Below are 23,198 nucleotides of genomic sequence, written 5' to 3'. Positions count from 1 at the left end.
CGGGAAGGTCCGACACCGTCGCTCCTCAGGTCAGCCAGAGCACGGCGGCACCGGTCAGGCCGGCCAGCAGCAGGACCACCACGAAGGGCGCCCGGAGGGCCAGGGCGAGCGCGGCGACCGCGAGACCGGCCAGCCGCCCGTCCACGACCAGCTGCGCTCCGGAGGTCGCCGCCTGCACGGCGACCAGGGCGCCCAGCAGCGCGGCCGGGACGAACTCGACCACCCGGCGCACGACCGGGTGCTCCACCCAGGCGGCGGGCACGCTGAGCCCGGCCAGCTTCAGCAGGTAGCAGCCCACCGAGGCCACCAGCACCACCGTCCACAGCGTCCCGGTGCTCACCGCCGCCACCTCCCGGCCAGCGCGACCGCCACCACCGCGGCGATCACCTGCACCCCGGCCGGCACGAACGGGGTGAGCGCGAGCGCCACCACCGCACCGCCGAGGGCGACCCGGCGCTGGGCGGCGGGCTCGGCCCAGGCCCGCTGCAGCCGGGGCCACAGCAGCGCGAGGAAGGCCGCCGGCACGACGGCGTCCAGCGCGGCCTGCGCCGTGCCGCCCAGCCCCTCGGCGCCCAGCGCGCCGACCAGCGTCATCACGTTCCAGCCGAGGTAGATGGTCGCGCCACCGGCGGTGAAGGCCAGCCGGGCCAGCTCCCGGTCCGGGGCGGCCACGGCCAGCGCGGTGGTCTCGTCGATCACCCAGTGCGCCGTCGCCGCCCGTCGCGCCGCGCCCCGCGTCTGCAGCAGCGGCACCAGCCGGACCCCGTAGACGGTGTTGCGGGTGCCCAGGAGCAGGGCGCTGCCGACCGCGGCGAGCGCTCCCCCACCGGCGCCGAGCACGCCGACCAGCGCGAACTGGGAGGCCCCGGTGAACATGAGCAGGGACAGCGCGCAGGCCTGCCAGGGGTCCAGCCCGGCCGTCACCGCGGCCGCACCGAAGGCGACGCCGTACAGACCCACGGCGACGCCGAGACCGATCGCGTCGCGCAGCGTGGAGGCGCGGGTCGCGTCGGTCGTCACGACCGCGCAGCCTAGGGAGGGCCCGGAACAGCGGTCGTACAGTGGCGCCATGACCGAGACGATGACCGGCACGCCGGCGCTCGACGCCGTCAACGCAGCCCTGGCCACCGTCCAGGACCCCGAGATCAACCGGCCGCTGCCGGAGCTCGGGATGATCAAGGACGTCCAGCTGGGCGTGGGCGGTGACCCCGGCGCGGTCCGGGTCGAGGTGTACCTGACCGTCTCCGGCTGCCCGATGCGCGACACCATCACCGACCGGGTCACCGAGGCCGTCACCCGGGTGCCCGGGGTGACCACCGTGCAGGTCGGCCTGGACGTGATGAACGACGAGCAGCGCACCGAGCTGCGCAAGACCGTGCGCGGCACCGACGCACCCGAGGCCGTGATCCCCTTCGCCCAGCCGGGCTCGCTGACCCGGGTCTACGCGGTCGCCTCCGGCAAGGGCGGGGTGGGCAAGTCCAGCGTCACGGTCAACCTGGCCGCCTCGCTGGCCCGCCGCGGCCTCTCCGTCGGCGTCGTGGACGCCGACATCTACGGCCACTCGGTGCCCCGCATGCTGGGCGTGGACGACAAGCCCACCCAGGTCGAGAACATGATCATGCCGCCGCAGTCCTACGGCGTGAAGGTCATCTCCATCGGCATGTTCACCCCGGGCAACACCCCCGTCGTGTGGCGTGGCCCGATGCTGCACCGCGCGCTGCAGCAGTTCCTCGCCGACGTCTGGTGGGGCGACCTGGACGTGCTGCTCATGGACCTCCCCCCGGGCACCGGCGACGTCGCCATCTCGGTGGCCCAGCTGGTCCCGAACGCCGAGATCCTGGTGGTGACCACCCCGCAGCAGGCCGCTGCCGAGGTGGCCGAGCGCGCCGGGGCGATCGCGACCCAGACCCACCAGCAGGTGGTCGGGGTCGTGGAGAACATGTCCTGGCTCGAGCTGCCCGACGGCTCCCGGATGGAGCTCTTCGGCTCCGGTGGCGGCCAGGCCGTCTCCGACGCGCTGACCAAGACCCTGGGCGCCCGTGTGCCGCTGCTGGGTCAGATCCCGCTGGACACGCGGCTGCGCGAGGCCGGGGACGCCGGTGCCCCGATCGTGCTGGCGCAGCCCGACGCCCCGGCCGCGCAGGCGATGGAGAAGATCGCCGAGGGCCTGGCGGTGCGCTCCCGCGGGCTGTCGGGCATGTCGCTGGGGCTCACGCCCGTCCGACGGTAGATCAGGTCGCGTCGGTGTCGTAGGGCGCGGGCCGCGTGCGGTCCCGCGCCCTGCTCGCACCGACGGCGGCCGCTGCCGGGGTCGCCGACCGCGGCCCCGACGCCCGGCGCACCGGGGACTCGTCGTCCCCCACCAGCTGCTGCCGGATGAAGGTCTTGGGGTTGTACTGCCGCAGGTCCAGGTCGCGCAGCTGGTCGAAGTCCTCGCCCAGGCTGTCGTGCAGCTGGCCCCGCACGCCGGTCACGGCCTCGCGGACCCGCTTGAGCCCCTGGGCGGCGTCCTTGGCCAGCGAGGGCAGCCGCTCGGGCCCGAAGATGAACAGGGCGGCGAGCCCGAGGACGATGATCTCGCCCCAGCCGATCGAGTCGAACACCTGCCACCCCCTCCCGTGAAGCCGTCGGACCCACTGTAGGCAGGCCGCCTGAGCGTGGGCTCAGGCCGTGGTGAGGGTCGCCTGCACCTCGGTGGACCCGCCACCGCGGACCACCTCGATGGTGACCACGTCGCCCGGGGACCGGGCGTCCACGGCGACCACGAGCTCCTCGCTGCTGCCCACCCGCTGACCGTCAACGGCGATGACGACGTCCTGCTCGACGATGCCGGCCTGCTCGGCCGGGCTGCCGGGCTCGACGTTGACCACCAGCGCGCCGTCCCGGGCACCGTCGGTGACCGAGCGGGCCTGGACGCCCAGCGAGGCGTGCACGGCGGTGCCGGTGCTGATCAGCTGCTCGGCGATCCGGTCGACGGTGTCCACCGGGATCGCGAAGCTCAGCCCGATCGAGCCGCTGCCCAGGGAGGCGATGGCGGTGTTGATGCCGATCAGCGCGCCGGTGGCGTCCACCAGGGCACCGCCGGAGTTGCCCGGGTTGATCGGGGCGTCGGTCTGCACGGCGTTGATCACGGCGTTGGTGTCGCTGCCCTGGCCGGAGAGCCGCACCGGGCGGTCCAGGGCGCTGACGATGCCGCTGGTGACCGTGCCGGCCAGACCCAGCGGCGAGCCCAGCGCCACGACCGGGTCCCCGACGACGACCTGGTCGGACGTGCCGAGGGTGGCCTGCACGAGCCCGGGCTTGTCCACCTGGAGGACGGCGAGGTCGCTGGCCGGGTCGCGCCCGACGATGGTCGCCGCCGAGCCGCTGCCGTCGGAGAACACGGCGCGGATCTCGGCGCCCTCGACCCCGTCGGCGCCGGAGACCACGTGGTTGTTGGTGACGATGTAGCCGGAGTCGGCGTCGATGACGACGCCGGAACCCGACCCGCCGGCCTCCCCGACGCGCACCTCGATCGAGACCACGGCCGGGCTGACCGCAGCGGCGATCTCCGAGATCGACCCCGGCTCGCGGGTGATGCCCGGGGACACCTGGGTGATCGAGGTGCCCGGGGAGAGCAGCGGCTCCTCGTCGGCGGTCCGGCCCAGGTACCAGCCCAGCGAACCACCCAGGGCGGCCACGAAGACCAGGGCCAGCAGCGCCAGGGCGCCCAACCGGATCGACACGTCGCCCAGCCGCAGCCGCCGGCGGCCGCGGGGGTCGACGACGAGCGGCCCGTCGTCCTCGGCGGCCTCCTCGGCGTAGACGGCCGGGGCGCCGAGCCGGGCCGGGGAGGCCGGGTCGCGCCACGGGTCGTCGGCGGCGTCGGACTTCCACCACGGGCCGGTGGCGGTGCGTCGCCGGCCGGGGCGGCCACCGGGTGGCTCGCCGATCCCGGACTGGCCGGCGCGCGGGGCGAACGCGCGCAGCACGGCCTCCGGCGGCGGGGCGGGCAGCGGTCGGGGGCGGGGCGTGGGGCGGTCCTCGGCGAAGGAGCCCTCGACCTGGTCGGGGCGGCCGAACGCCGTCCGCTGCTCCGGGGCGGGCTCCGGGGCGCGGCGGGCCGGTGCCGGGACCGACGGGCCACGGTCGAAGGAGCCCTCGGCGCCGGTGGGGCGGCCGTAGCCGCCGTCGTCGGGCCGCTCGGGGGTCTCGCTCAGGGGGTCCCGCCGGTGAGCTCGGTGGTGGCGCCCACGGTCTCGGTGCGGACGACGGGCGGGACGACCTCGGTGCGCTCGGAGAGCCCCTCGACGGTGTCGACGACGACCGCGGGCCGGGCGACCTGGGCCGCGTCGGTGGCCGGCAGCGACGCGGCCAGCGCGACCACGCCCAGACCCAACCCCGCGAGACCGGCAGCCACACCGCGGCGCAGCCACCGGGCCTGGCCCGCGCGGGCGGGGGCGTCGGGGGCCAGGGAGACCGAGAACCCGTTGCCCAGCACCCGGTCGGAGGTGGCGAACAGCGGCGTGGACCCGCCGAAGCCACCGGAGGCCGACACGTCGGCGGTGAAGGGGATGGCGCGCAGCCGGGACATCAGGTCACCGGGCACGACCACGTCGTCGCTGTCGTGCAGGGCGGCCTTCGCCTCCCGCTGGGCCGCGACGGCGAGCCGGCACTGCAGGCAGCCGGTGAGGTGCCGGGCCGCACGGCCGGCGGCTCCCCCGGAGAGCTCGCCGTCGACCAGCGCGGCGATGGCCTCCTGTGCGAGGTGGCTCTCCGGGACGTTCACCGTGCGCCCTCCGCGACCGGACGGCGCTGGGGGGCCAGGTGGGCCAGGGCCTCGCGCAGCTGCACCCGGCCGCGGTGGATGCGGCTGCGGACGGTGCCGAGCTTGATGCCCAGGGTCGCCGAGATCTCCTCGTAGGTCAGGCCCTCGATGTCGCACAGCACGACCGCCACCCGGAACTCCGGGGACAGGGCGTCCAGCGCCGCCTGGACCTGCGGGTCGAGGTGGGTGTCGGCGTAGACCTGCTCGGGCGAGGGGGCCGTGCCCGGCAGCCGCTCGGTGTCCTCGGGCAGGGCGTCGAAGCGGATCCGCTGCCGGCGCCGGACCATGTCCAGGAAGAGGTTGGTGGTGATCCGGTGCAGCCAGCCCTCGAAGGTGCCCGGGGTGAAGTCCGCCAGCGAGCGGAACACCCGGACGAACGTCTCCTGGGTCAGGTCCTCGGCGTCCTGGGCGTTGCCCGAGAGCCGGTAGGCCAACCGGTACACCCGGGCGGAGTGGTCGCGGACGACCTGTTCCCAGGTGGGCGCCACCCAGACGTCGGCGGCGGCGGCAGGCTCGGTCACGTCCCCAGGATCGCAGACGGCGGCCCCCGCGACCTCCCCACGGGGGGCGGTGCCGCCCACACGGGTGGTGGAGCCGGGATCCGAGGACGCACGCTTCAGCCGCACACCCGCCCCAACGGACGACGAGGCCCCCGGTGTTCCCCGTCCGCCCAGCTCACAGACACCCCACAGGTGCCCGTCCACTACCCTCGCCCGGTGACCAGCGCCGCCGGACCGCCGCCCGTGGGTGGCTCCCCCACCGACGCCGCGGCGTACGCGGCCACCTTCGCCGCCGAGTCCCCCGCGCTGGTCGCCGCCCGCCACCGGGCCGCCGCCGCGGTCGGCGCGCTGGGCACGGTGCCCCCCGTCGAGCCCGCCGTGGGCGCCACGCTGGCCGTGCTCGCCGCCACCGCGGGTGCCCGCTCGGTGGTCACCATCGGCGGCGGGGGCGGGGTCGCCGCGCTCTGGCTGCTGCAGGGCATGCGACCCGACGGCGTCCTCACCGCGTTGGACGCCGACCCCACCGAGCTGCGCGCGGCCCGCCGGACCTTCGCCGACGCGGGCATCGCCAACGGCCGGACCCGGCTGATCTTCGGCACCGTCGGCGAGGTGCTCCCCCGGCTGTCGACCGAGGCCTACGACATCGTCACCTGCGCCGGCCCGCCGGCGGAGTACTCCAAGCAGCTGCCGGCGCTGCTGGGCCTGGTGCGCCCGGGCGGCTCGCTGGTGCTGCACGGGATCTCCGAGTCCCACGTCGGGGACCGCAAGCAGCGCGACCCGCAGACGGTCGCCTGGCGGGAGATGGTGCGCGGCGTGAAGGACGACGAGGCGCTGGTGTGCGCCGTCGTCCCGGTGGGCGCGGGCCTGCTCGTGGCCACCAAGCGCGCGGACTAGAAGGCGAAGCGCTCCACCGGCTCCCACGGGCCGCCCAGGTAGCGCCAGAGCCCCAACCCGACCGCGGGCACCCGCTCGGGGGCGAACGAGCCGGCCAGGTCGTCGTACAGGGCCTTCGCCTGCTCGGGTCGCACCTTGTTCTGCACCGTGACGTGCGCGTGCTTCCACGAGGCGTCCTGGCGGGTGAGCCACGGCGCCCAGGACCGGGCCAGGTCCGCCCGCAGCGCGGTCAGCTCGGGGGCGGCGAGGTCGTAGGCGACGCCGCGACCGAGCAGCCGCAGCCCGGTGACCTCGACGTCGAACGGTGCCCGGTCGGCCGTCGTCCCGAGGTCGGCGGTGACCCGGTCCAAGTGCTCACCGGGCACCGCGTGGAACAGCGTGACGTGGGCGGCCAGGTGGTTCCGGTCGGCCGGGAAGTGCTGCTCGCGCAGCCGGTCGAAGCGGCCCTGCGCCTCCTCGGCGAGGAGCAGGGTGACCACCAGGGGCGCGCTCACACGATCGCGCGGGCGCCCTTGCCCAGGACGGTGACCCCGCCCGCGCTGACGTGGTACCGGGTGCGGTCCTCCTCGAGGTCCACCCCGATCCGGGCCCACGGCGGGACGACGACGTTCTTGTCCAGGATCGCCCGCCGGACGACCGCGCCCTCCCCGATGTGCACGCCGTCCATCAGCACGCTGTCCTCGACGGTGCTGGCCCGGTCCACGCGCACGCCGGGGCTGAGCACCGAGCCACGCACGGACCCGCCGCCGACGATGACCCCGGCGCTGACCATGGAGTCCTCGGCGCGGCCGCCGAGGACGAACTTGGCCGGCGGGAGCTGCGGGGGCAGCGTGTAGATCGGCCACCGGTCGTTGTAGAGGTTGAAGACCGGGGTGACCGACCGCAGGTCCATGTGCGCGTCGTAGTAGGAGTCCATCGTCCCCACGTCGCGCCAGTAGCCGTGGTCGCGGTCGGTCGCGCCGGGGACGACGTTGGTGGAGAAGTCGTAGACCCAGGCCTCGCCCTTGTCGGCCAGCATCGGCATGATCGACCCGCCCATGTCGTGCACCGAGGACTCGTCCTCGGCGTCGGCCCGCAGCGCCTCGAGCAGCGCGTCGGTGGTGAAGACGTAGTTGCCCATCGAGGCGAAGCTCTCCTCGGGGCTGTCGGGCAGGCCGGGCGGGTCGGCGGGCTTCTCCAGGAAGCTCTTCACCTTGCCCTCGGCGGTGGCGTCGATGACGCCGAACTCGGTGGCCTCGTGGCGCGGCACGCGCAGCCCGGCGACGGTGACGCCGGCCCCGGTCTGCAGGTGCTGGTCGATCATCTGCGAGGGGTCCATGCGGTAGACGTGGTCGGCACCGAAGACGACGACGATCTCCGGGCGGGCGTCGTAGATGAGGTTCAGCGACTGGAAGATCGCGTCGGCACTGCCGGTGAACCAGCGCGGGCCCAGGCGCTGCTGGGCGGGCACCGGGGTGACGTAGTTGCCCAGCAGGCTGCTCATCCGCCACGTGGTGGTGATGTGCCGGTCCAGTGAGTGGCTCTTGTACTGGGTGAGCACGGCGATCTGCCGGATCTCGGCGTTCACCAGGTTGGACAGCACGAAGTCGATCAACCGGTAGTTGCCGCCGAACGGGACGGCGGGCTTGGCCCGGTCCTGGGTCAGCGGGGAGAGTCGTTTGCCCTCTCCACCGGCGAGGACGATGCCGAGGACCCGCGGGCTGCCACGCATGTGATCAACCTAATGCCCGGGACGCACCCGTGCGCACCCGGTCGTCGCACCGACCGCGCTGCGCGTCCGTCCACCCCCGCTCTAGGGTCTGCCGCATGCGCGTGGGAGTCGTCACCCGGGAATGGCCGCCGGACGTCTACGGGGGTGCCGGCGTCCACGTCGAGCACCTCGTGGCCGCGATGCGGGAGCTGCCCGACGGACCGGAGCTGGACGTGCACTGCTTCGGCGGTCCCCGCTCCGACGCCACCGCGCACGCCGTCCCGGCCGGGCTGGCCGACGCCAACGGCGCGCTGCAGGCGGTCGGGGTGGACGTCGAGATCGCCGCCGCGCTGGCCGGGGCCGACCTCGTGCACTCCCACACCTGGTACGCCAACCACGCCGGGCAGCTGGCCTCGCTCGTGCACGGAATCCCGCACGTGGTCACCGCGCACTCCCTCGAGCCGCGCCGGCCGTGGAAGGCCGAGCAGCTGGGCGGGGGCTACCGGCTCTCCAGCTGGGTCGAGCGCACCGCCTACCTCGCCGCCGACGCCGTCGTCGCGGTGAGCAACGGGATGCGCACCGACGTGCTGGACGCCTACCCCGACCTCGACCCGGCGAAGGTCCTCGTGGTGGGCAACGGCGTCGACGCCCAGGCCTACCGGCCCACGCCGGACGACGACGTCGTCCGCTCGGTGGGCGTGGACCCGGCCCGGCCCTACGCCCTGTTCGTCGGCCGGATCACCCGCCAGAAAGGCCTGGTGCACCTGCTGGCCGCCGCCGAGCAGCTGCCCGAGGACGCCGGCCTGGTGCTGTGCGCCGGCGCCGCGGACACCCCGGCCGAGCGCCAGCAGGTCGCCGACGCGGTCGCCGAGCTGCAGGCCCGGCGTACCGGGGTGGTCTGGATCGAGGAGATGCTGCCGCGGGAGAAGCTCGTCCCGCTGATCACCGGGGCGACGGTGTTCGTCGTCCCCTCGGTGTACGAGCCGCTCGGGATCGTGAACCTGGAGGCCGCCGCCTGCGGCACCGCCGTGGTGGCCTCGGCCGTCGGCGGCATCCCCGAGGTCGTCGACGACGGCCGGACCGGGCTGCTGGTGCCCTACGACGAGGCCGACCCGGTCGCGTTCGCCGCCGGCCTGGCCGCCCGCATGGCCGAGCTGCTCGCCGACCCCGACCGGGCCGCCCGGATGGGTGCCGCCGGGCGCGAGCGCGTGCTGGCCGAGTTCGGCTGGCCGGCGATCGCCCGGCAGACCGTCGACGTCTACGCCCGGGCGCTCGCCGCGCGCGGTTAGACCAGTGCCGTGCCGATGAGGCCCTTGCGGGTGACCAGCCCGGCGAGGGCCTCCTCGGTGAGGTCCGCGGTGCCCTCGGGCCGGCGGGGCAGCACCAGGTAGCGCGACTCCGCGGAGGCGTCCCAGACCGAGATGCGGGTGTCGGCGGGCAGCTCGACGCCGAACTCCGCCAGCACCGACCGCGGGTCGCGGACGACCCGGGAGCGGTAGGCCTCGGACTTGTACCAGCTCGGCGAGGGCCCCAGCAGGGCGATCGGGTAGCAGCTGCAGAGGGTGCAGACCAGCACGTGGTGCTCGTCGGCGCTGTTGGCGACCACCTTCAGCCGCTGCTCCTGCAGTCCCCCGGCCATCGACAGGCCGACCTCGGGCAACGCGGCGTTGGCGTCGGCGAGCAGCCGGGCGCGGAAGCCGTCGTCGGTCCAGGCACGGGCGACGACGCGGGCGCCGTTGGCCGGGGTGCCGCCGGCGGCGAACTCGTCGATCCGGGTGTCGATCTCCCCGGGGTCGAGCAGGCCGCGGGCCTCCAGCAGCGCCTCGAGGTGCCGGACCTCCGCGGAGATCGTGGAACTGGCGTGGTCGGCGCTCATGCGGGCCCTTCCAGGTGGTCGTGCCACAGCTCGACGACGACCGAGTGGTCGCCCTCGCCGAACAGCTCCCGGGCGGCGAACCGCACGTGGTAGACCGGCTGGGCCGGCACGTCCAGGCCGCGGGCCCGGTCGTCGGCCAGCGGGTGCGCCCCGGCGACCTCGACGACCACCCCGCGGGCGCCGCGGGCGTAGCCGGGCAGCCGGGTGTGCCCGGCGACGTCGACGGTCCGGGCCCGCACGGCGTCCCCGGGGGCGAAGGTCACGGCGCCAGCTCCCCGGGCGCGCAGACGCCCTTCTCGACCAGCAGCGTGCCGATCGCGGCGAACCAGCGCTCGTAGTAGCCCGAGCTGCGGAACTGCTCGACCGGCAGCCGCTCCTGGGCGTCCCGGAACTCGTCCAGGTTGTAGACGCCGCGGCGGATGAGCGCCCCGTTCAGCGCGACCACGTGGGCCTCCCAGTCGTGGTGGAAACGCGGTTCGTCCGGTTCCTCCACGACCGCCGGGAACCCGATCGCACCGCCCACGTCGTTGACTCGGCTCACCCGTCCTTCCTACCGCGTCCGGGACTCCCCGGGGGGCCGACCGGCGTTGCACCCGCCATGGACGTCGCGCTCTCCCTGCTGGACCGCACCCGCACCCGGGTGGGCGCGAGCGACGCGACCGCCATCGGGCACACCCTGGAGCGGGCGGTGCGCGCGGAGCAGCTGGGCTACGACCGGTTCTGGGTGGCCGAGCACCACGGCGTCCCCGGGGTGGCCGGGTCCGCGCCGGCGGTGCTGCTGGCGGTGCTCGCCGGCCGGACGACGACGATCCGGCTGGGCTCGGCCGGCGTCATGCTGCCGCACCACCAGCCGCTGGTCGTCGCCGAGCAGTTCGCCACCCTGGCCGCGGTCGCCCCGGGCCGGGTCGACCTGGGGGTGGGCCGCTCCCCCGGGTTCACCGCCCCGGTCCGCCGCGCGCTGCGGCAGGCCGACACCGACTTCGCCACCGACCTGGCCGAGCTGCGCGCCCACCTGGAGGGCACGGCCGAGATCACCGCGCACCCCCGCCCGGCCGCCGCCGTCCCGCTCTTCGTGCTGGCCACCGGGCACGGTCTGGACGTCGCCGCCGCGCTGGGGCTGCCCGTCGTCGTCGGCGGGCCGCTGCTGCGCGCGCCGGAGGAACCGCTGGACCGCTACCGACAGGCGTTCCGGCCCTCCGCGCAGGCAGCGGAGCCCTGGGTGGCGGTGAGCCTGGACGTGCTGGTCGCCGACTCCGACGCCCAGGCCCGCGAGCTGCTGCTGCCCGAGGCCTGGGCGATGGCCCGGGCCCGCACCACCGGGGTCTTCCCGGCCCTGGAGCCGGTGGCCGCGATCGGGCCGATGACGCCCACGCAGCAGCGGTACGTCGAGCAGACCGTGGCCGGCGCGGTCGCCGGCAGCCCGCACGTCGTCGCCGAGCAGCTGGCCGAGCTGGTGGCCCGCACCGGGGCAGCCGAGCTGGTCGCCTCCTCCAGCACCCACGACCGGGGCGCCCTGGCCGAGTCCGACGCCGCCCTGGCCGAGCTGGTCAGCGCTGCAGCGTCGCCCGTCCGCGGCTGAGCCCGGCACCGTCCGCGGCCCGCACCACCGGCGTCGTCCCCACCCGGCCGACCACCGGCCCGCCGACGCCGACGTCGCGCAGCAGGATCTCGGTGACCCGGTCGGGGTGGGCCCGGGCGAACTCCTCGTAGAGCGCCGGGTCGTGCTCGCCGGTGTCCCCGACCAGGGTCCAGTCGACCCCGGGCATGTCCTCGGCCAGCCGGAGCAGCGAGCCGCGCTTGTGCGCCTGCCCGTCCCGGAACCACCGGTCGGGCTGCAGCCCCCAGTCGGTGAGCAGCAGCGGGCCGGGCGGGAAGCCGTTGCGCTCGAGGAACGCCGACAGCGGCCCGATCAGGTTCCACGGGCCGTTGGACAGGTACAGCACCGGCACGTGCTCGCGGCCCTGGGTCAGCTCCTGCAGCAGGTCGGCCATCCCGGGCACGGCCCGGCGGTTGCGGCTGCGCTGCACGAACGTGCGGTAGGCCGCCCGCAGCGGGTGCGCGATCTCGGTGATGATCACCGTGTCGTCGATGTCGCAGACCACCCCGCGGTGGGCGTCCCGGGAGGACAGGTGCGTCGGCGCGGTGGCCGACCGGGCGCCGGTGCGCATCCGGACGGGCACCGTGGGGCGGCCGTCCAGGGTGCGGGCGACGTCGAGCACGGTGTCGACCAGGCCGTCGGCGTCGCTGACCACGTGCGACCGGACGCCGGCGACCTCGACGTCCACCCCGGTGCGCGGGGCCTCCAGGGTGAGGAAGCGCTGCCAGCCCGGGATGCGCAGCCGGGACTCCGGGTGCGTGCCGGCCGGGGCCAACAGCACCCGGCCCAGCACCCGCACCCGCCCGCCGCTGCCGTAGCCGGGGAAGGGGATGGCCACCGGCACCCACCCGCGACCCCGGGCGATCCGGGCCGCCAGGTCACGCAGTCCGGTCTCGACGCGGTAGGCCACGCCCAGCAGCGTGGTCACCGGCAGAAGTCCGTGACGGCAGCGGCGAACGCCTCGGGGCGGGAGAAGTTCAACCCGTGCGCGGCGCCGGGGAGCACCTGCAACCGGCCCTGCGGCAGCACCGCGGCCAGGTCCTCGCACCACTGCTGCCCGGCGACCGGGTCCCGGCTGCCGCGCAGCACCAGGGTGGGGACGTCGACGTCGGACATCGCGCGCTCCTCGGGTCGGCGCAGCGCGTGCCGCAGCACCGCCACCATCGTCAGCGGGCCCGCCCGCAGGTAGTCCACGGTCGCCACGAGCAGCAGCCCGGGCCGCTCCCGCGGTGCGTCCAGGGCCAGCCGACCGGCCTGCTGCCACCACCGCGGGGCGCTGGGGTCGCGGGTGGGGCCGACCAGCACCAGGTGCCGCACCAGGTCCGGACGCCGGCGGGCCACGTCGGCCACCACCTGGGCGCCCAGGGAGTGCCCGACCAGGTCGATCCCGCCCTCGACGTCGTCCAGCCCGGTGGCGTCCAGCCAGCCGACCAGCGCGTCGGCCAGCCCGGCGATGCCCAGCGTGCGGCCACCGCCGCGGGTGCGGCCGTAGCCGGGCAGGTCCGGGGCCAGCGTCCGCCCACCGCGAGCCAGGACCGTCAGCGCCGGCTTCATCGACCGCCCGGACATCCCGAGCCCGTGGACGAGGACCAGGGGCCGGCCGCCGTGGCCGGCCTCCCGGTGGTGCATGCGCACCGTCGTGCCACGCCGCAGCCCGACGGGGGTCCACACGTCGCTGGGCATCCGTGCAGCCTAGTGAGCGCGCCCCTCCTACCGTGGGGGGCGTGGCTCGTGTGGTGGTGGTGGGAGCCGGGCTCGGTGGGCTGGCCGCGGCGGCGCGGCTGGCCGCCGGAGGGCACCGGGTGACGGTGCTGGAGCAGACCCCCGAGGTGGGCGGGAAGCTGGGCTGGTTCGCCCGCGACGGGCACGGCTTCGACACCGGCCCCTCCCTGGTCACGCTCCCGCAGGTGTTCCGCGACCTGTTCGCGGCCACCGGGGCCCCGCTGGACGACGTCCTGGACCTGGTCCGGCTCGACCCCGCGGTGTCCTACCGGTTCGCCGACGGCACCCGGCTCGCCGTCCCCGGGGACCTCGAGCGGGTGCGCCCGGCGCTGGGTCCGGAGTGGGCGGCGTTCCTCGACCGGGCGGCGGAGATGTGGCGGGTCACGGAGCAGCCGTTCCTGCGCTCACCGCTGGAGGGCGCCCGCACCCTGGCCCGGCTGGCCCGCTCGACCGCCGACGTCGGCACCGTCGCGCCGTGGTCCTCGCTGCGCGGGCTGGGCACCCGCTACCTGACCGACCCCCGGCTGCGGGTGCTGCTGGACCGCTACGCCACCTACTCCGGCTCCGACCCCCGCCGCGCGCCGGCCGCGCTGGCCACCGTCCCGTACGTCGAGCAGGCCTTCGGCTCCTGGTACGTCCGCGGTGGGCTGCGCCGGCTGGCCCTCGCCGTGGCCGACCGCGCGGTCGAACGGGGTGCGGAGGTCCGCACGTCCACCGCGGTCACCCGAGTGCTCGTCGAGGGCGGCCGGACGACGGGGGTGCAGCTGGCCGACGGGTCCCGGCTGCCCGCCGACGTGGTGGTGGCCAACGCCGACGCCACCGCGCTCTACGACCGCCTGCTCCCCCGCGACGCCCCGGTCCGCCGGGCCCGGGCGGCTCTGGCGCGGGCGACGCCGTCGTCCTCGGGGTTCGTGCTGCTGCTCGCGCTGCGCGGGCGGACACCGGGCGCAGCCCACCACACGGTGCTCTTCCCGGCCGACTACGACGCCGAGTTCGACGGGCTGTTCACCCACCCCCGCCCCCTGGCCGACCCGACGGTCTACGTGAGCTCCCCCGACGACCCGGCCACCCGCCCCGACGCCGACAGCGAGTCCTGGTTCGTGCTGGTCAACGCCCCGCGGCACGAGCCCGGCCGCGGGGTGGACTGGGACGCCCCCGGGCTGGCCGACTCCTACGCCGACCGGGTGCTGCAGGTGCTCGCCGACCGTGGGCTGGACGTGCGCGACCGGGTGCGCTGGCGCGAGGTGCGCACCCCGGCCGACCTGGGCCGGGCCACCGGCAGCGTGGGCGGCTCTATCTACGGGACGTCGTCCAACGGCGCGCGTGCGGCGTTCCTGCGCCCGGCGAACGCCTCGCCGCTGCCGGGGCTGTTCCTGGTCGGCGGTTCGGCGCACCCCGGGGGCGGGCTGCCGCTGGTGGCGCTGTCCGCCGAGATCGTCTCCGGGCTGGTGGGCCCGGCCTGACAGGTCAGGGACCGGCGACCGCCATCTGGTCGCGGCCAGACCGCTTCGCCCGGTAGAGGGCCCCGTCGGCCGCGGCGTACAGCGGGCGCAGGTCCGCGGCGTCCCGCGGGGCGTGGGCGACCCCGACGCTGACCGTCAGGGGCAGCAGCGTCCCGTCGGGCAGCGGCAGGGGTGTGGCCCGGACGGCGGCGACCAGGTCGGCGGCCCGCCGTTCGGCCACGTCGGGGGTGCAGCCGGGCAGCAGCACGGCCAGCTCGTCGCCGCCCATCCGGCTGACCACGGCGTCCCCGTGGCGGACCGCGTCGCGCAGCACGAGGGCCAGGTGGCGCAGGGCGTCGTCCCCCACCGGGTGGCCGTGCACGTCGTTGACCGACTTGAAGGAGTCCACGTCGACCAGCACGAGCGCGGTGCCGGTGCCCACGGAGGTGGCGGTCAGCGCGGCGGCCATCGCCTCGTCGAGCACGCGGCGCGTCACGAGCCCGGTGAGCGGGTCGATCGCCGCCTGGTCACGGAGTGCGGCCAGCAGCCGCTCGGTCCGGTCCCCGGCGTGCGAGAGCAGCAGGGTGCTGACCGTCAGGACGCACCCCACGAAGACCGCATCGGTGACCGCCGGGCCGGGGTCCTCCAGGCCGAACACGACGCCGGCGTTGCAGCCGATCGCCACCGCGGCCACGGTCCAGGCACCGGCGGTGCGCAGCTGGACGGCGGCCCACAGCGTGGGGAGCACCAGGAAGGACTGCGCGGCGGCCGAGGTGTCCGCGGTGAGCAGGTTCAGCCCGGACACCGCCAGGACGCCGAGTGCCGGGACGACCAGCAGCACCCCGGCCCGGTCGAGCCGGTGCGGGTCGGTGGACCGGCACGCGGCCACCCCGACCGCGAGCAGGACGACGACCACCCACGACCCGACCTGCTGGGTCGGGGTCACGGTCAGCGGGTCGAAGAGCGCGAACCCGGCCACGACGAGGGCGGCAGCCGACATCACCCAGGACGCGGTGCGCGCAGCGGCGACGGCGTCCCGGGAGCGCAGCCGGGCGGGCACGGACGGGTTCACGTCCGGTCCATCGGCGGGTGCGGGCCCCGGGTGCAGCAGGCGAGCGGGCGCGTCACCCCCTGGGGTGGGCCGCCGGGTCAGCCCCGCGCGCCGCCGAGCCCCAGCACCGCGGCCAGCCCCAGCGCGCTGCGCGGGGCCCAGGCGGTCCGCCACAGCCCGCCGTGTGCGGCGCCGGACGCCTCGTCCTGCCACGGCTCGTCGTGGGTGGGCCCGCCGGCGGTGTGCAGGTCGTGCACGAGCAGGGCGGCCATCAGCACGTTCGAGGTCGCCGGCTCGAACACCTCGACGCCGAACCGGTGCGCCCCGGCGTAGGCCGCGGCCAGCGCGCGGTTCTTCAGCACCGACCGGGTGCGGGTGGGTGGCGCGACGTTCATCGAGACGGTGGCCCCGGCGGCGCGGGCGGTGGTGGCCCGCCAGCGCTGCAGCCGCTTGGCCAGGGCGTAGTTCGGACCCTGCTGGGGCACCAGGCTGTCGGCGATGCCCGGGTCGGTGCCGGGCAGGTAGGCCCGCTGCAGCAGACGGCCCCCCGACAGGGTGCGCAGCGGCCGGCCCAGCAGCTTGGCCGCCCGGGAGCGGTCCGCGTAGGCGGCGACCGAGGCCGCCACCGCCTCCCCGGGGACGGCGAACACGTCGGTGGGGGTGGCCAGGAACCCCAGTGCCAGGTCCGGGCGCAGCGCCTGCAGCCGCAGGGTGAGCACGTCGACGGCGACCGAGACCCGCACATTGGTCGCGCCGTCGGCGTAGACGTAGTTGCCCAGCACGGGGACGCCGTCCAGCCCGCCGAGCCAGTCGGCGACCGCGGGGACCTCGCCGATGAGGTCGGCACCCACGCCGCCGTCCCCGGTCGGGAGCAGGAGCGTCCCGGCGCTGCGGCCGGCGGTCTCCCGGACGCGGCTCCAGATCGCCGGGCGGGGCAGGTCGACCGCCGCCACGGTGGCCCCCCAGCGCAGCAGCGCGGTCAGCGGCCCCATCTCGGCACCGGCGCCGAGCACCGCCACGGTGCGGCCGGGCAGGGCCAGCCACTCCGGGTGGGCCTGCACCGTGCGCACGGCCTCGGCGCAGCTGGGCTCGACCACCCCGGCGGCGACCCAGTCGTCCATCCGCCGGGTCAGCTCCTCCCCGCGCAGCCGGCCACCCCGGAAGGGCAGGGAGAGCTCGCGTTCGGGCTCGGCCGTCCCGGTGACCGTCTCGGTGTGCAGCTCGCGGCCGGCCGGGGCGGTGCCCAGCTCACGCAGGTCGGCCTCGCCGCCGCCGGTGGCCACGCGCATCCGGGTGTGCACCGCGTCCAGGCCGGCGTCGGCGATCGCGAGCGCGGCGTCCCGGGAGCCCAGGGCCGCCTCGGTCGTCCGCCGCACGTGCCGCAGGTAGCCCGCACGCCAGTTGGTCTCCTGCTCGGCGGCTCGCGCACCGGTGGGGTCGACCGGGCGCAGCGCGTCGGCCACCACCGCGCGCCCGACCGCAGCCGTGCTGCGCCGTCCGTCCGGTCCGGTGGGGAAGACGACGCCGTGCTGCTGGTCGGTCACCCGGGAACTGTCCCACCCCCGGGGGCTCCCGACTCCAACCAGCGCAGCAGCGTCCGGACGGCGAAGCCGGTGCCGCCCTTGACCGTGTCGCCGTGGTCGGCGCCGGCCCGGGCGGGTCCGGCGACGTCGAGGTGCGCCCAGGGGAGCCCGCCGGTGAACGGCTGCAGGAACAGCGCCGCGGTCGTCGCGCCCGGGTTGCCCGGGGCGTTGTTCGCGTCGGCGACGGGTGAGTCCAGCTGGGCCCGCAGGTGGGCGACGTGCTCCTCGGCCAGCGGCATCCGCCACCACGGCTCCCCCGCCGCCCGACCGGCTGCGAGCAGTCCGTCGGCCAGGGCGTCGTCGGTGGCGTACAGCGCGCCGGTGCGGGCGCCCAGTGCGGTCTTCGCCGCGCCCGTGAGGGTGGCGACGTCGACGAGCGCGGTCGCTGCGAGCTCGCGGTGGGCGTGGGCGAGCGCGTCGGCCAGCACCATCCGGCCCTCGGCGTCGGTGTTCCGGACCTCGGTGGTGCGCCCGCCGACGTGGGTGACGACGTCCCCGGGCCGGTAGGCCGACCCCGACAGGTGGTTCTCCGCGAACGGCACCACGGCCGTGACCCGCACCGGCAGCCCGAGCGCCGCAGCCGCGTCGAGCGCGGCGAGCACGACGGCGCCGCCGGCCATGTCGGTCTTCATCTCGCGCATGCCGGCGGTGGTCTTGACCGAGATGCCGCCGGTGTCGAAGGTGATGCCCTTGCCGACCAGCACCACGTGGGCGGTCCCGGCACCGGGCGGGTCGTACGCCGCCACCACGAGCCGGGGCGCGGACGCCGAACCACCGCCGACGGCCAGCACGCCGCCGAAGCCGCCGGCCCGCAGCTGGCGGGGGCCCAGCACCGTCGTCCGCACGTGGTCGTGGTCGCCCAGTCGGCCGACGGCCCGGTCGGCCAGCCACGCGGGGTCGGCCGTGTTCGGCGGGGTGGCGACCAGGTCGCGGGCCCAGGCCACGGACCCACCGGTCACCCGGCCCCGCTCCACCGCGCCCTCGCCGGCGGACGACGCGACCAGCAGCACCGACGCCAGCCGCGGCGGGTGTGGCGCGGAGGAGTCCCGGAAGCGGTACCCGGCGAGCACGGCCGCCTCGGCGGCCGCCCGGAGCTGCTCGGGTCCGGCCGGTCCGGCGGCGCTGTCCAGCGCGACGACGAGCCGGGTGGCGCCGTGCTCGGCCAGCGTCTGACCCCGCCGGACGGCGATCGAGACGCAGGTGCGCACCTCGGCGGGGGTGCCGTCACCCATGCCGACGGCCACCACCGAGCGGGGGCGGCGTCCGGGCACCGGCAGGTTGGTGATGCCCCCGGGCCGGCCGCCGTTGCCGGTGTCGGCCAGCGCGCCGGCCAGCCACCCGGGGTCCACGACGGGGTCGGCTGCGTCGACCAGCCACGACGGCAGTGCTCCGCGGGCGCCCACCGGGACGACGAGCACGTCGGTGTCGGTGAGCGGGGGCAGGGCCGCCACGACGTCGACCCCGGGACACGCAGCGGCCCCGGTCGCCGGCGCGGGGCCGGCGGCCGGGGCCGTCTGAGTCGTGCTGGTCAGCTGATCGCGCCCTGGAGTGCCTCGGAGAGCGCCGCTGCCTCGTCGGCGGAGAGCTCGACGACGAGCCGTCCGCCACCTTCGAGCGGAACGCGCATGACCAGGCCGCGACCCTCCTTGGTGACCTCGAGGGGACCTTCACCCGTACGCGGCTTCATGGCCGCCATGCGTGCCTCCTTCACCGGCCACCCGCAGCCCCGTGCTGGGTGCGGTGTGGCTGTCGTTCCGTCTGCGAACCAGAGCTGTCGACCATTCTCCCGCATGATCGGGATGAGACCAACATGAGCCCTCAACCGAGACGCGCGACACCCGCCCGGAAGCAGTCCGCGACGTGGTCGTCGACCATCCCGGTGGCCTGCATGAGGGCGTGGGCGGTCGTCGGGCCGACGAAGGCGAACCCACGCTCCTTGAGCTCCTTGGCCAGGGCCGTGGACTCGGCGGTGACGGCCGGGACGTCGGCCAGGGTGGCCGGGTTGGGGCGCTCCCCGGTGGGTGCGAAGGACCACAGCAGCGCCGACAACCCCTCGGGCAGCTGTTGGGCGGCGCGGGCGTTGCGCCGGGCGGCCTCGATCTTGGCCCGGTTGCGCACGATCCCGGCGTCGGCCATCAGCCGCTCGACGTCCGCGTCGGTGAAGTCGGCCACCGCGTCGATGGAGAAGCCGGCGAACGCGGCCCGGAACGCCGGCCGCTTGCGCAGGATCGTGATCCAGGACAGCCCGGACTGGAAGGCCTCCAGGCACACCCGCTCGAACAGGGCGTCGTCCCCGCGGACCGGGACGCCCCACTCCTCGTCGTGGTAGGTGACGTAGTCGGGCGCACTCGTGGCCCAGGCGCACCGCTGCAGCTCCACGGGGCCGAGGCTAGCGTCGGCGCCCATGCGCATCCTCGTCACCGGTGGGGCCGGGTTCATCGGCTCGCACGTCGTCGCCGCCCACCTCGAGGCCGGGCACGAGGTGCGGGTCCTCGACGCCCTGCTGCCCGCCGTCCACCCCGCCTACCACGACGGCCCGCCCGGACTGGACGGCGTCGAACTGGTCGTGGGTGACGTGCGGGACCCCGACACCGTCGACCGGGTGCTGGCCGGGGTGGACGCGGTCAACCACCAGGCCGCGATGGTCGGGCTGGGCATCGACGTGCAGGACATGCCGCTCTACGCCGGCATCAACGACCTGGGGACGGCGGTGCTGCTGGCCGGGATGGCCCGCGCCGACGTCGGTCAGCTGGTCATGGCCAGCTCGATGGTGGTCTACGGCGAGGGCCGCTACGAGTGCGCGGTGCACGGCGTCGTCCCCGCTGCGCCGCGCCGTAAGGCCGACCTGGACGCCGGACGGTTCGACCCTCCCTGCCCGGTCTGCGGGGAGCAGCTGGCCTGGGGCGAGGTGGGCGAGGAGACCCCCACCGACCCGCGCAACACCTACGCCGCGACCAAGCTCGCCCAGGAGCACCTCGCCTCGGCCTGGGCGCGCTCCACCGGTGGCACCGCGGTCGGGCTGAGGTACCACAACGTCTACGGCCCGCGGATGCCGCGCGACACCTTCTACGCCGGCGTCGCGTCGATCTTCCGGTCGTCGCTGGAGTCCGGGCGGGCGCCGCAGGTCTACGAGGACGGCGGCCAGATGCGCGACTTCGTGCACGTCACCGATGTCGCCCAGGCCAACCTGCGGTCCCTGGAGCACCCGCCGGAGGAGTCCACGTTGCGCACGTACAACGTGGCCAGCGGGGTGCCGCACACCGTCGGGGACATGGCCCGCGCGCTGGCCACCGCGTTCGGCGGGCCGGACGCCCAGGTCACCGGGCAGTACCGGATCGGGGACGTGCGGCACGTCGTCGCCAGCCCCGAACGGGCCCGCGTCGAGCTCGGCTACCAGGCCGCCGTCGCCTTCGAGGACGGCATGCGCGAGTTCGCCACCGCCACCCTCCGGGCCGCCCCGCAGCAGCCCTGACCCTCGGCGGGGTGTTTCCGCGGAAACACCCCGCGCCGGTTCTGTCGTACCCCGGTGCCACTCTTCGATCAGGTGTTCGACGAGCGAGAGGGGTCCCCGTGTCCACGACGACAGACCCGGCCACGGTCCGTGCGATGAACTGCGCCACCGACCGGCCGGACGACGACGCCCTCCCGCTGCCGGAGCTGGCGGTCCGGCTCTGCGCCGGCGCGGTGGCGATCTCGGCCGCGACGGGGGCGTGGTTGCTGCTGGTCGCCGAGTTCGACCGCCGCGAGGGCTGGGCGGTACCGGGGGTGACCTCGTGTGCGCAGTGGCTGTCCTGGCAGTGCGGGATGGCCCCGGGCACGGCGCGCGACCACGTCCGCACGGCCCGCGCGCTCCCCGGCCTGCCCGGCACCACCCGCGAGCTGAGCGCCGGGCGCATCTCCTACGCCAAGGCCCGGGCCATCGCCCGGGTCGCCGACACCGACACCGAGGCCGGGCTCCTGGAGGTGGCCGCCACCTGCACCGCGGCCCAGCTGGAACGGGTGGTGGCCGGCTGGCGCCGCTCCGACGAGGCCACCACCGACGCCGCCCGGGCCCAGGCCGACCGGGCCCGGTCCGCTGCCCGCGGTGCCGCGATCGCGGCCGGCGGGGACGACGACGAGGGCGACGAGGCCGGCCGTGCGGCTGCTGCCGCGGTGTGGGCGGCGTGGTGGCCCGAGGGCGCCGACCCGGACGCTCCCCCACGCCGGTGGGAGCAGCGCTTCGACTGGCACGACGAGGGCGACGGCAGCGTGAGCCTGCGGCTGCGCCTGTCGGCCGAGGACGCCGCCGAGGTGGTGGCCGCGGTGGAGAACCGCGCCGAGGTCCTGACCCGGCGCGACCGGGTCGCCGCCCGCGGCCAGGAGGGCCCGTCCGAGAACACCCGGGAGGCCGACCGGGTCCGCCGCGCCCGGGTGACCGTCGCCCGCACCGACGCCCTGCTCGACCTGCTGCGGGCCGGGGTCGCGACGGTCGACACCCGGCCCGGCGACCCGGCCCCGCGGGAGGTCCTGGTGCGGGTCGACGCCGCGGTGCTCGCCGACGACCTCGCCGCGGGGCAGGCGGCCCTCGACGGGGTCGCCTCGCTCAGCGCGGCCCAGGCGCGCCGTCTGGCCTGCGATGCGGCGGTCACCACCGTCCTCGTCGAGGGCGAGCAGGTGCTGGCCTGTGGACGCCGCCGGAGGTACGCCAGCCGTGCGCAACGGCGAGCCCTGCTGCTGCGCGACGGCGGCTGCGCCCGGCCGGGCTGCGCGGAGACCCGGCCCGAGCGGCTGCACGCCCACCACGTCGTGCCGTGGCTCCTCGGCGGCCGCACCGACGTGGAGAACCTCGTCCTGCTGTGCGACCGGTGCCACGGGCTGGTGCACGACCTCGACCTCACCGTGGAACGCGGCCCGGACGGTCTGCGGGCGCACCTGCAGGACGGCACGGGGGTATGGCTGCCCACGGACGGGGACGCCTCCCCGGAGCGGGCGGGACCCGGACCGGTGCCCCTGCCGCCCTACTGGCGGGCGAACGGCGAGCGGATGGACCTGCGGCACGTGGTCGGCACGGTGCTGGGCAACCGCGCTGCCCTGCGCCGACGTCAGCGAGTCGAACGGGAGGACGCCGCCGCGTCCCGGGCCGCCTGACAGCGGGTCAGGCCGCGGCCACCGGGGCGGGGTCGGTGACGCGGGTCCGCCGGGTGGCGAGCACGCAGCCCACCAGCACCAGCGGCAGCCCCACGGCGATCCCGAGGGTGAACGGCTCCCCCAGCAGGAGCACGCCCAGCAGCACCGCGACCGCCGGGTTGACGAAGGTGATCACCAGCGCCCGCTGCGGGCCGACCTCCCGGATGAGGGCGAAGAACAGCGCCAGGGCCAGGGCCGTGCACACCACCCCGAGCGCGGCGACCGCGAGCAGCGCCCGCCCCGACGCCGCGCCGACCTGGTCGAGCCGGGGCAGCGCGAAGGGGGCGTAGACCACGGTGGTGATCGACAGCGCCACCGCGCTCGCGGCCACCCCGGACACCGCCGACAGCTGCCGGCTGATGATCAACGGCGCCGTCCCGTAGCCGATCACGGTGAGGACGACGGCACCCAGGGCGAGCCACTGGGCACCCGCGACGTCCAGGCCCAGCAGCGTGGCGATCCCGACGACGCCCAGCACCATCCCGCCGATCCGCACCGGGGACAGCCGCTCCTCCTCCCCCACCAGCCGCCCCGCCAGCGCGGCGACGAACGGGACGGTGGCCACGAGCAGCCCGGTCAGCGAGGAGGACAGCGTCTGCTCCGCGATCGACAGCAGCAGCCACGGGCCGGTCATCTCCAGCACGGTGAACGCCAGCAGCGGCTTCCAGTACCGGGTGATCCCGCGCAGCTGACCGCGGGCCACCACCCAGGGCAGCAGGATCGCCGCGCCCAGCACACACCGCCCGAAGACGACGAGCACCGGGTCAAGCTCACCGACCGCGACCTTGATCAGCAGGTACGGCACGCCCCAGATGACGCTCATCACGACGAACAGGCCCCAGCCGCGACAACTCACGGCGCCATCCTGCT

Annotated in this window: 26 protein-coding genes; 7 read left to right on the top strand and 19 right to left on the bottom strand. The window is 76.0% G+C overall.

From position 1 onward, the window contains the following. Positions 1-25: 25 nt before the first annotated feature. Entirely contained in the window at positions 26-340 is a 315-nt protein-coding gene (locus F1C76_15485; GenBank protein ID QNG37798.1) for an AzlD domain-containing protein, read from the bottom strand. Next, positions 337-1,071 (bottom strand): branched-chain amino acid ABC transporter permease, encoded by a 735-nt coding sequence (locus F1C76_15480; GenBank protein QNG37797.1) that lies wholly within the window; start codon positions 1,069-1,071, stop codon positions 337-339. The genes F1C76_15485 and F1C76_15480 overlap by 4 nt, the downstream gene beginning before the upstream one ends. On the opposite strand from F1C76_15480, the gene F1C76_15475 reads away from it, so the two are divergent. Beyond that, positions 1,070-2,230 carry an Mrp/NBP35 family ATP-binding protein gene (locus F1C76_15475; protein QNG37796.1) on the top strand — a complete coding sequence of 387 codons (1,161 nt, stop codon included), beginning with the start codon at positions 1,070-1,072 and terminating at the stop codon, positions 2,228-2,230. The two genes, F1C76_15480 and F1C76_15475, sit on opposite strands and share 2 nt — an antisense overlap. 1 nt (position 2,231) lies before the next feature. On the opposite strand, the gene F1C76_15470 is transcribed toward F1C76_15475, so the two are convergent. From F1C76_15470 to sigE, 4 genes are read right to left on the bottom strand one after another with little or no spacing between them, the layout of a single operon-like run. Continuing rightward, on the bottom strand, positions 2,232-2,603 hold the full coding sequence (locus tag F1C76_15470; protein QNG37795.1) for a translocase: 372 nt from the start codon (positions 2,601-2,603) through the stop codon (positions 2,232-2,234). A 60-nt stretch (positions 2,604-2,663) separates the two neighbouring features. After that, positions 2,664-4,199: a PDZ domain-containing protein gene (locus F1C76_15465; protein ID QNG39287.1), complete on the bottom strand. Its 1,536-nt coding sequence runs from the start codon at positions 4,197-4,199 to the stop codon at positions 2,664-2,666. After that, positions 4,196-4,768, bottom strand: a complete 573-nt coding sequence (locus F1C76_15460) for a hypothetical protein (protein QNG37794.1) — start codon at positions 4,766-4,768, stop codon at positions 4,196-4,198. Before F1C76_15460 ends, F1C76_15465 begins: the two co-directional genes overlap by 4 nt. Beyond that, positions 4,765-5,328 carry an RNA polymerase sigma factor SigE gene (sigE, locus tag F1C76_15455; protein QNG37793.1) on the bottom strand — a complete coding sequence of 188 codons (564 nt, stop codon included), beginning with the start codon at positions 5,326-5,328 and terminating at the stop codon, positions 4,765-4,767. The genes F1C76_15460 and sigE overlap by 4 nt, the downstream gene beginning before the upstream one ends. A 195-nt stretch (positions 5,329-5,523) precedes the next feature. On the opposite strand from sigE, the gene F1C76_15450 reads away from it, so the two are divergent. After that, positions 5,524-6,201 carry a methyltransferase gene (locus tag F1C76_15450; protein QNG37792.1) on the top strand — a complete coding sequence of 226 codons (678 nt, stop codon included), beginning with the start codon at positions 5,524-5,526 and terminating at the stop codon, positions 6,199-6,201. Here F1C76_15450 and F1C76_15445 read toward each other — a convergent pair. After that, a complete protein-coding gene (locus F1C76_15445) occupies positions 6,198-6,695 on the bottom strand; it encodes a 2'-5' RNA ligase family protein (protein ID QNG37791.1) in 498 nt (165 codons plus the stop codon). The genes F1C76_15450 and F1C76_15445 overlap by 4 nt on opposite strands. Then, positions 6,692-7,912 carry a glucose-1-phosphate adenylyltransferase gene (glgC, locus tag F1C76_15440; GenBank protein ID QNG37790.1) on the bottom strand — a complete coding sequence of 407 codons (1,221 nt, stop codon included), beginning with the start codon at positions 7,910-7,912 and terminating at the stop codon, positions 6,692-6,694. The genes F1C76_15445 and glgC overlap by 4 nt, the downstream gene beginning before the upstream one ends. A gap of 95 nt (positions 7,913-8,007) precedes the next feature. Between glgC and glgA the strand changes: the two genes are divergently transcribed. Continuing rightward, positions 8,008-9,180, top strand: coding sequence for a glycogen synthase (glgA, locus tag F1C76_15435; GenBank protein QNG37789.1), 1,173 nt, complete (start codon positions 8,008-8,010; stop codon positions 9,178-9,180). On the opposite strand, the gene F1C76_15430 is transcribed toward glgA, so the two are convergent. The 3 genes from F1C76_15430 to F1C76_15420 are packed head-to-tail and all read right to left on the bottom strand — an operon-like array spanning position 9,177 to position 10,308. After that, the gene (locus F1C76_15430) at positions 9,177-9,767 is read right to left on the bottom strand and encodes a nitrile hydratase subunit alpha (protein QNG37788.1); all 591 of its coding nucleotides are present in this window, start codon (positions 9,765-9,767) and stop codon (positions 9,177-9,179) included. The genes glgA and F1C76_15430 overlap by 4 nt on opposite strands. Further along, positions 9,764-10,030 (bottom strand): nitrile hydratase subunit beta, encoded by a 267-nt coding sequence (locus tag F1C76_15425; GenBank protein QNG37787.1) that lies wholly within the window; start codon positions 10,028-10,030, stop codon positions 9,764-9,766. Before F1C76_15425 ends, F1C76_15430 begins: the two co-directional genes overlap by 4 nt. Continuing rightward, positions 10,027-10,308, bottom strand: coding sequence for a nitrile hydratase subunit beta (locus tag F1C76_15420; GenBank protein ID QNG37786.1), 282 nt, complete (start codon positions 10,306-10,308; stop codon positions 10,027-10,029). Before F1C76_15420 ends, F1C76_15425 begins: the two co-directional genes overlap by 4 nt. 57 nt (positions 10,309-10,365) lie before the next feature. On the opposite strand from F1C76_15420, the gene F1C76_15415 reads away from it, so the two are divergent. Then, complete coding sequence (locus tag F1C76_15415; GenBank protein QNG37785.1) at positions 10,366-11,346, top strand: MsnO8 family LLM class oxidoreductase; 981 nt, start codon at positions 10,366-10,368, stop codon at positions 11,344-11,346. On the opposite strand, the gene F1C76_15410 is transcribed toward F1C76_15415, so the two are convergent. Then, entirely contained in the window at positions 11,315-12,292 is a 978-nt protein-coding gene (locus F1C76_15410) for a DUF2183 domain-containing protein (GenBank protein ID QNG37784.1), read from the bottom strand. The two genes, F1C76_15415 and F1C76_15410, sit on opposite strands and share 32 nt — an antisense overlap. Next, positions 12,289-13,047, bottom strand: a complete 759-nt coding sequence (locus tag F1C76_15405; protein ID QNG37783.1) for an alpha/beta hydrolase — start codon at positions 13,045-13,047, stop codon at positions 12,289-12,291. Before F1C76_15405 ends, F1C76_15410 begins: the two co-directional genes overlap by 4 nt. 41 nt (positions 13,048-13,088) lie before the next feature. On the opposite strand from F1C76_15405, the gene crtI reads away from it, so the two are divergent. After that, positions 13,089-14,549 carry a phytoene desaturase gene (gene crtI / locus F1C76_15400; GenBank protein ID QNG37782.1) on the top strand — a complete coding sequence of 487 codons (1,461 nt, stop codon included), beginning with the start codon at positions 13,089-13,091 and terminating at the stop codon, positions 14,547-14,549. A gap of 4 nt (positions 14,550-14,553) precedes the next feature. Here crtI and F1C76_15395 read toward each other — a convergent pair whose 3' ends face one another. The 5 genes from F1C76_15395 to F1C76_15375 form a co-directional block, all read right to left on the bottom strand. Continuing rightward, positions 14,554-15,531 (bottom strand): GGDEF domain-containing protein, encoded by a 978-nt coding sequence (locus tag F1C76_15395; protein QNG39286.1) that lies wholly within the window; start codon positions 15,529-15,531, stop codon positions 14,554-14,556. A 146-nt stretch (positions 15,532-15,677) separates the two neighbouring features. Further along, positions 15,678-17,123, bottom strand: a complete 1,446-nt coding sequence (locus tag F1C76_15390; protein QNG37781.1) for a hypothetical protein — start codon at positions 17,121-17,123, stop codon at positions 15,678-15,680. Further along, positions 17,120-18,613, bottom strand: a complete 1,494-nt coding sequence (locus tag F1C76_15385; protein ID QNG37780.1) for a leucyl aminopeptidase family protein — start codon at positions 18,611-18,613, stop codon at positions 17,120-17,122. The genes F1C76_15390 and F1C76_15385 overlap by 4 nt, the downstream gene beginning before the upstream one ends. Positions 18,614-18,690: 77 nt before the next feature. Further along, complete coding sequence (locus F1C76_15380; GenBank protein QNG37779.1) at positions 18,691-18,858, bottom strand: DUF3117 domain-containing protein; 168 nt, start codon at positions 18,856-18,858, stop codon at positions 18,691-18,693. 122 nt (positions 18,859-18,980) lie between these two features. Further along, positions 18,981-19,574, bottom strand: coding sequence for a DNA-3-methyladenine glycosylase I (locus F1C76_15375; protein ID QNG37778.1), 594 nt, complete (start codon positions 19,572-19,574; stop codon positions 18,981-18,983). On the opposite strand from F1C76_15375, the gene F1C76_15370 reads away from it, so the two are divergent. Both F1C76_15370 and F1C76_15365 read left to right on the top strand, forming a co-directional pair. Then, positions 19,567-20,634 carry an NAD-dependent epimerase/dehydratase family protein gene (locus F1C76_15370; protein QNG37777.1) on the top strand — a complete coding sequence of 356 codons (1,068 nt, stop codon included), beginning with the start codon at positions 19,567-19,569 and terminating at the stop codon, positions 20,632-20,634. The two genes, F1C76_15375 and F1C76_15370, sit on opposite strands and share 8 nt — an antisense overlap. A 98-nt stretch (positions 20,635-20,732) precedes the next feature. After that, on the top strand, positions 20,733-22,289 hold the full coding sequence (locus tag F1C76_15365) for a DUF222 domain-containing protein (GenBank protein ID QNG37776.1): 1,557 nt from the start codon (positions 20,733-20,735) through the stop codon (positions 22,287-22,289). Between the two features lie 7 nt (positions 22,290-22,296). Here F1C76_15365 and F1C76_15360 read toward each other — a convergent pair whose 3' ends face one another. Beyond that, complete coding sequence (locus F1C76_15360; GenBank protein ID QNG39285.1) at positions 22,297-23,184, bottom strand: DMT family transporter; 888 nt, start codon at positions 23,182-23,184, stop codon at positions 22,297-22,299. Positions 23,185-23,198 lie beyond the last annotated feature (14 nt).

The sequence above is a fragment of the Geodermatophilaceae bacterium NBWT11 genome (genome assembly GCA_014218215.1).
In the GTDB taxonomy this organism is placed as follows: Bacteria; Actinomycetota; Actinomycetes; order Mycobacteriales; family Geodermatophilaceae; genus Klenkia.
This window is presented reverse-complemented; position numbering and strand designations above follow the sequence as displayed.

Coding starts and splice junctions, on each gene's coding strand:
- F1C76_15430 (QNG37788.1), bottom strand. CDS start 9,767: ATGAGCGCCGACCACGCCAGTTCCACGATCTCCGCGGAGGTCCGGCAC.
- glgA (QNG37789.1), top strand. CDS start 8,008: ATGCGCGTGGGAGTCGTCACCCGGGAATGGCCGCCGGACGTCTACGGG.
- F1C76_15475 (QNG37796.1), top strand. CDS start 1,070: ATGACCGAGACGATGACCGGCACGCCGGCGCTCGACGCCGTCAACGCA.
- F1C76_15370 (QNG37777.1), top strand. CDS start 19,567: ATGCGCATCCTCGTCACCGGTGGGGCCGGGTTCATCGGCTCGCACGTC.
- F1C76_15415 (QNG37785.1), top strand. CDS start 10,366: ATGGACGTCGCGCTCTCCCTGCTGGACCGCACCCGCACCCGGGTGGGC.
- F1C76_15405 (QNG37783.1), bottom strand. CDS start 13,047: ATGCCCAGCGACGTGTGGACCCCCGTCGGGCTGCGGCGTGGCACGACG.
- F1C76_15480 (QNG37797.1), bottom strand. CDS start 1,071: ATGGCGCCACTGTACGACCGCTGTTCCGGGCCCTCCCTAGGCTGCGCG.
- F1C76_15375 (QNG37778.1), bottom strand. CDS start 19,574: ATGCGCATGGGCGCCGACGCTAGCCTCGGCCCCGTGGAGCTGCAGCGG.
- glgC (QNG37790.1), bottom strand. CDS start 7,912: ATGCGTGGCAGCCCGCGGGTCCTCGGCATCGTCCTCGCCGGTGGAGAG.
- F1C76_15380 (QNG37779.1), bottom strand. CDS start 18,858: ATGGCGGCCATGAAGCCGCGTACGGGTGAAGGTCCCCTCGAGGTCACC.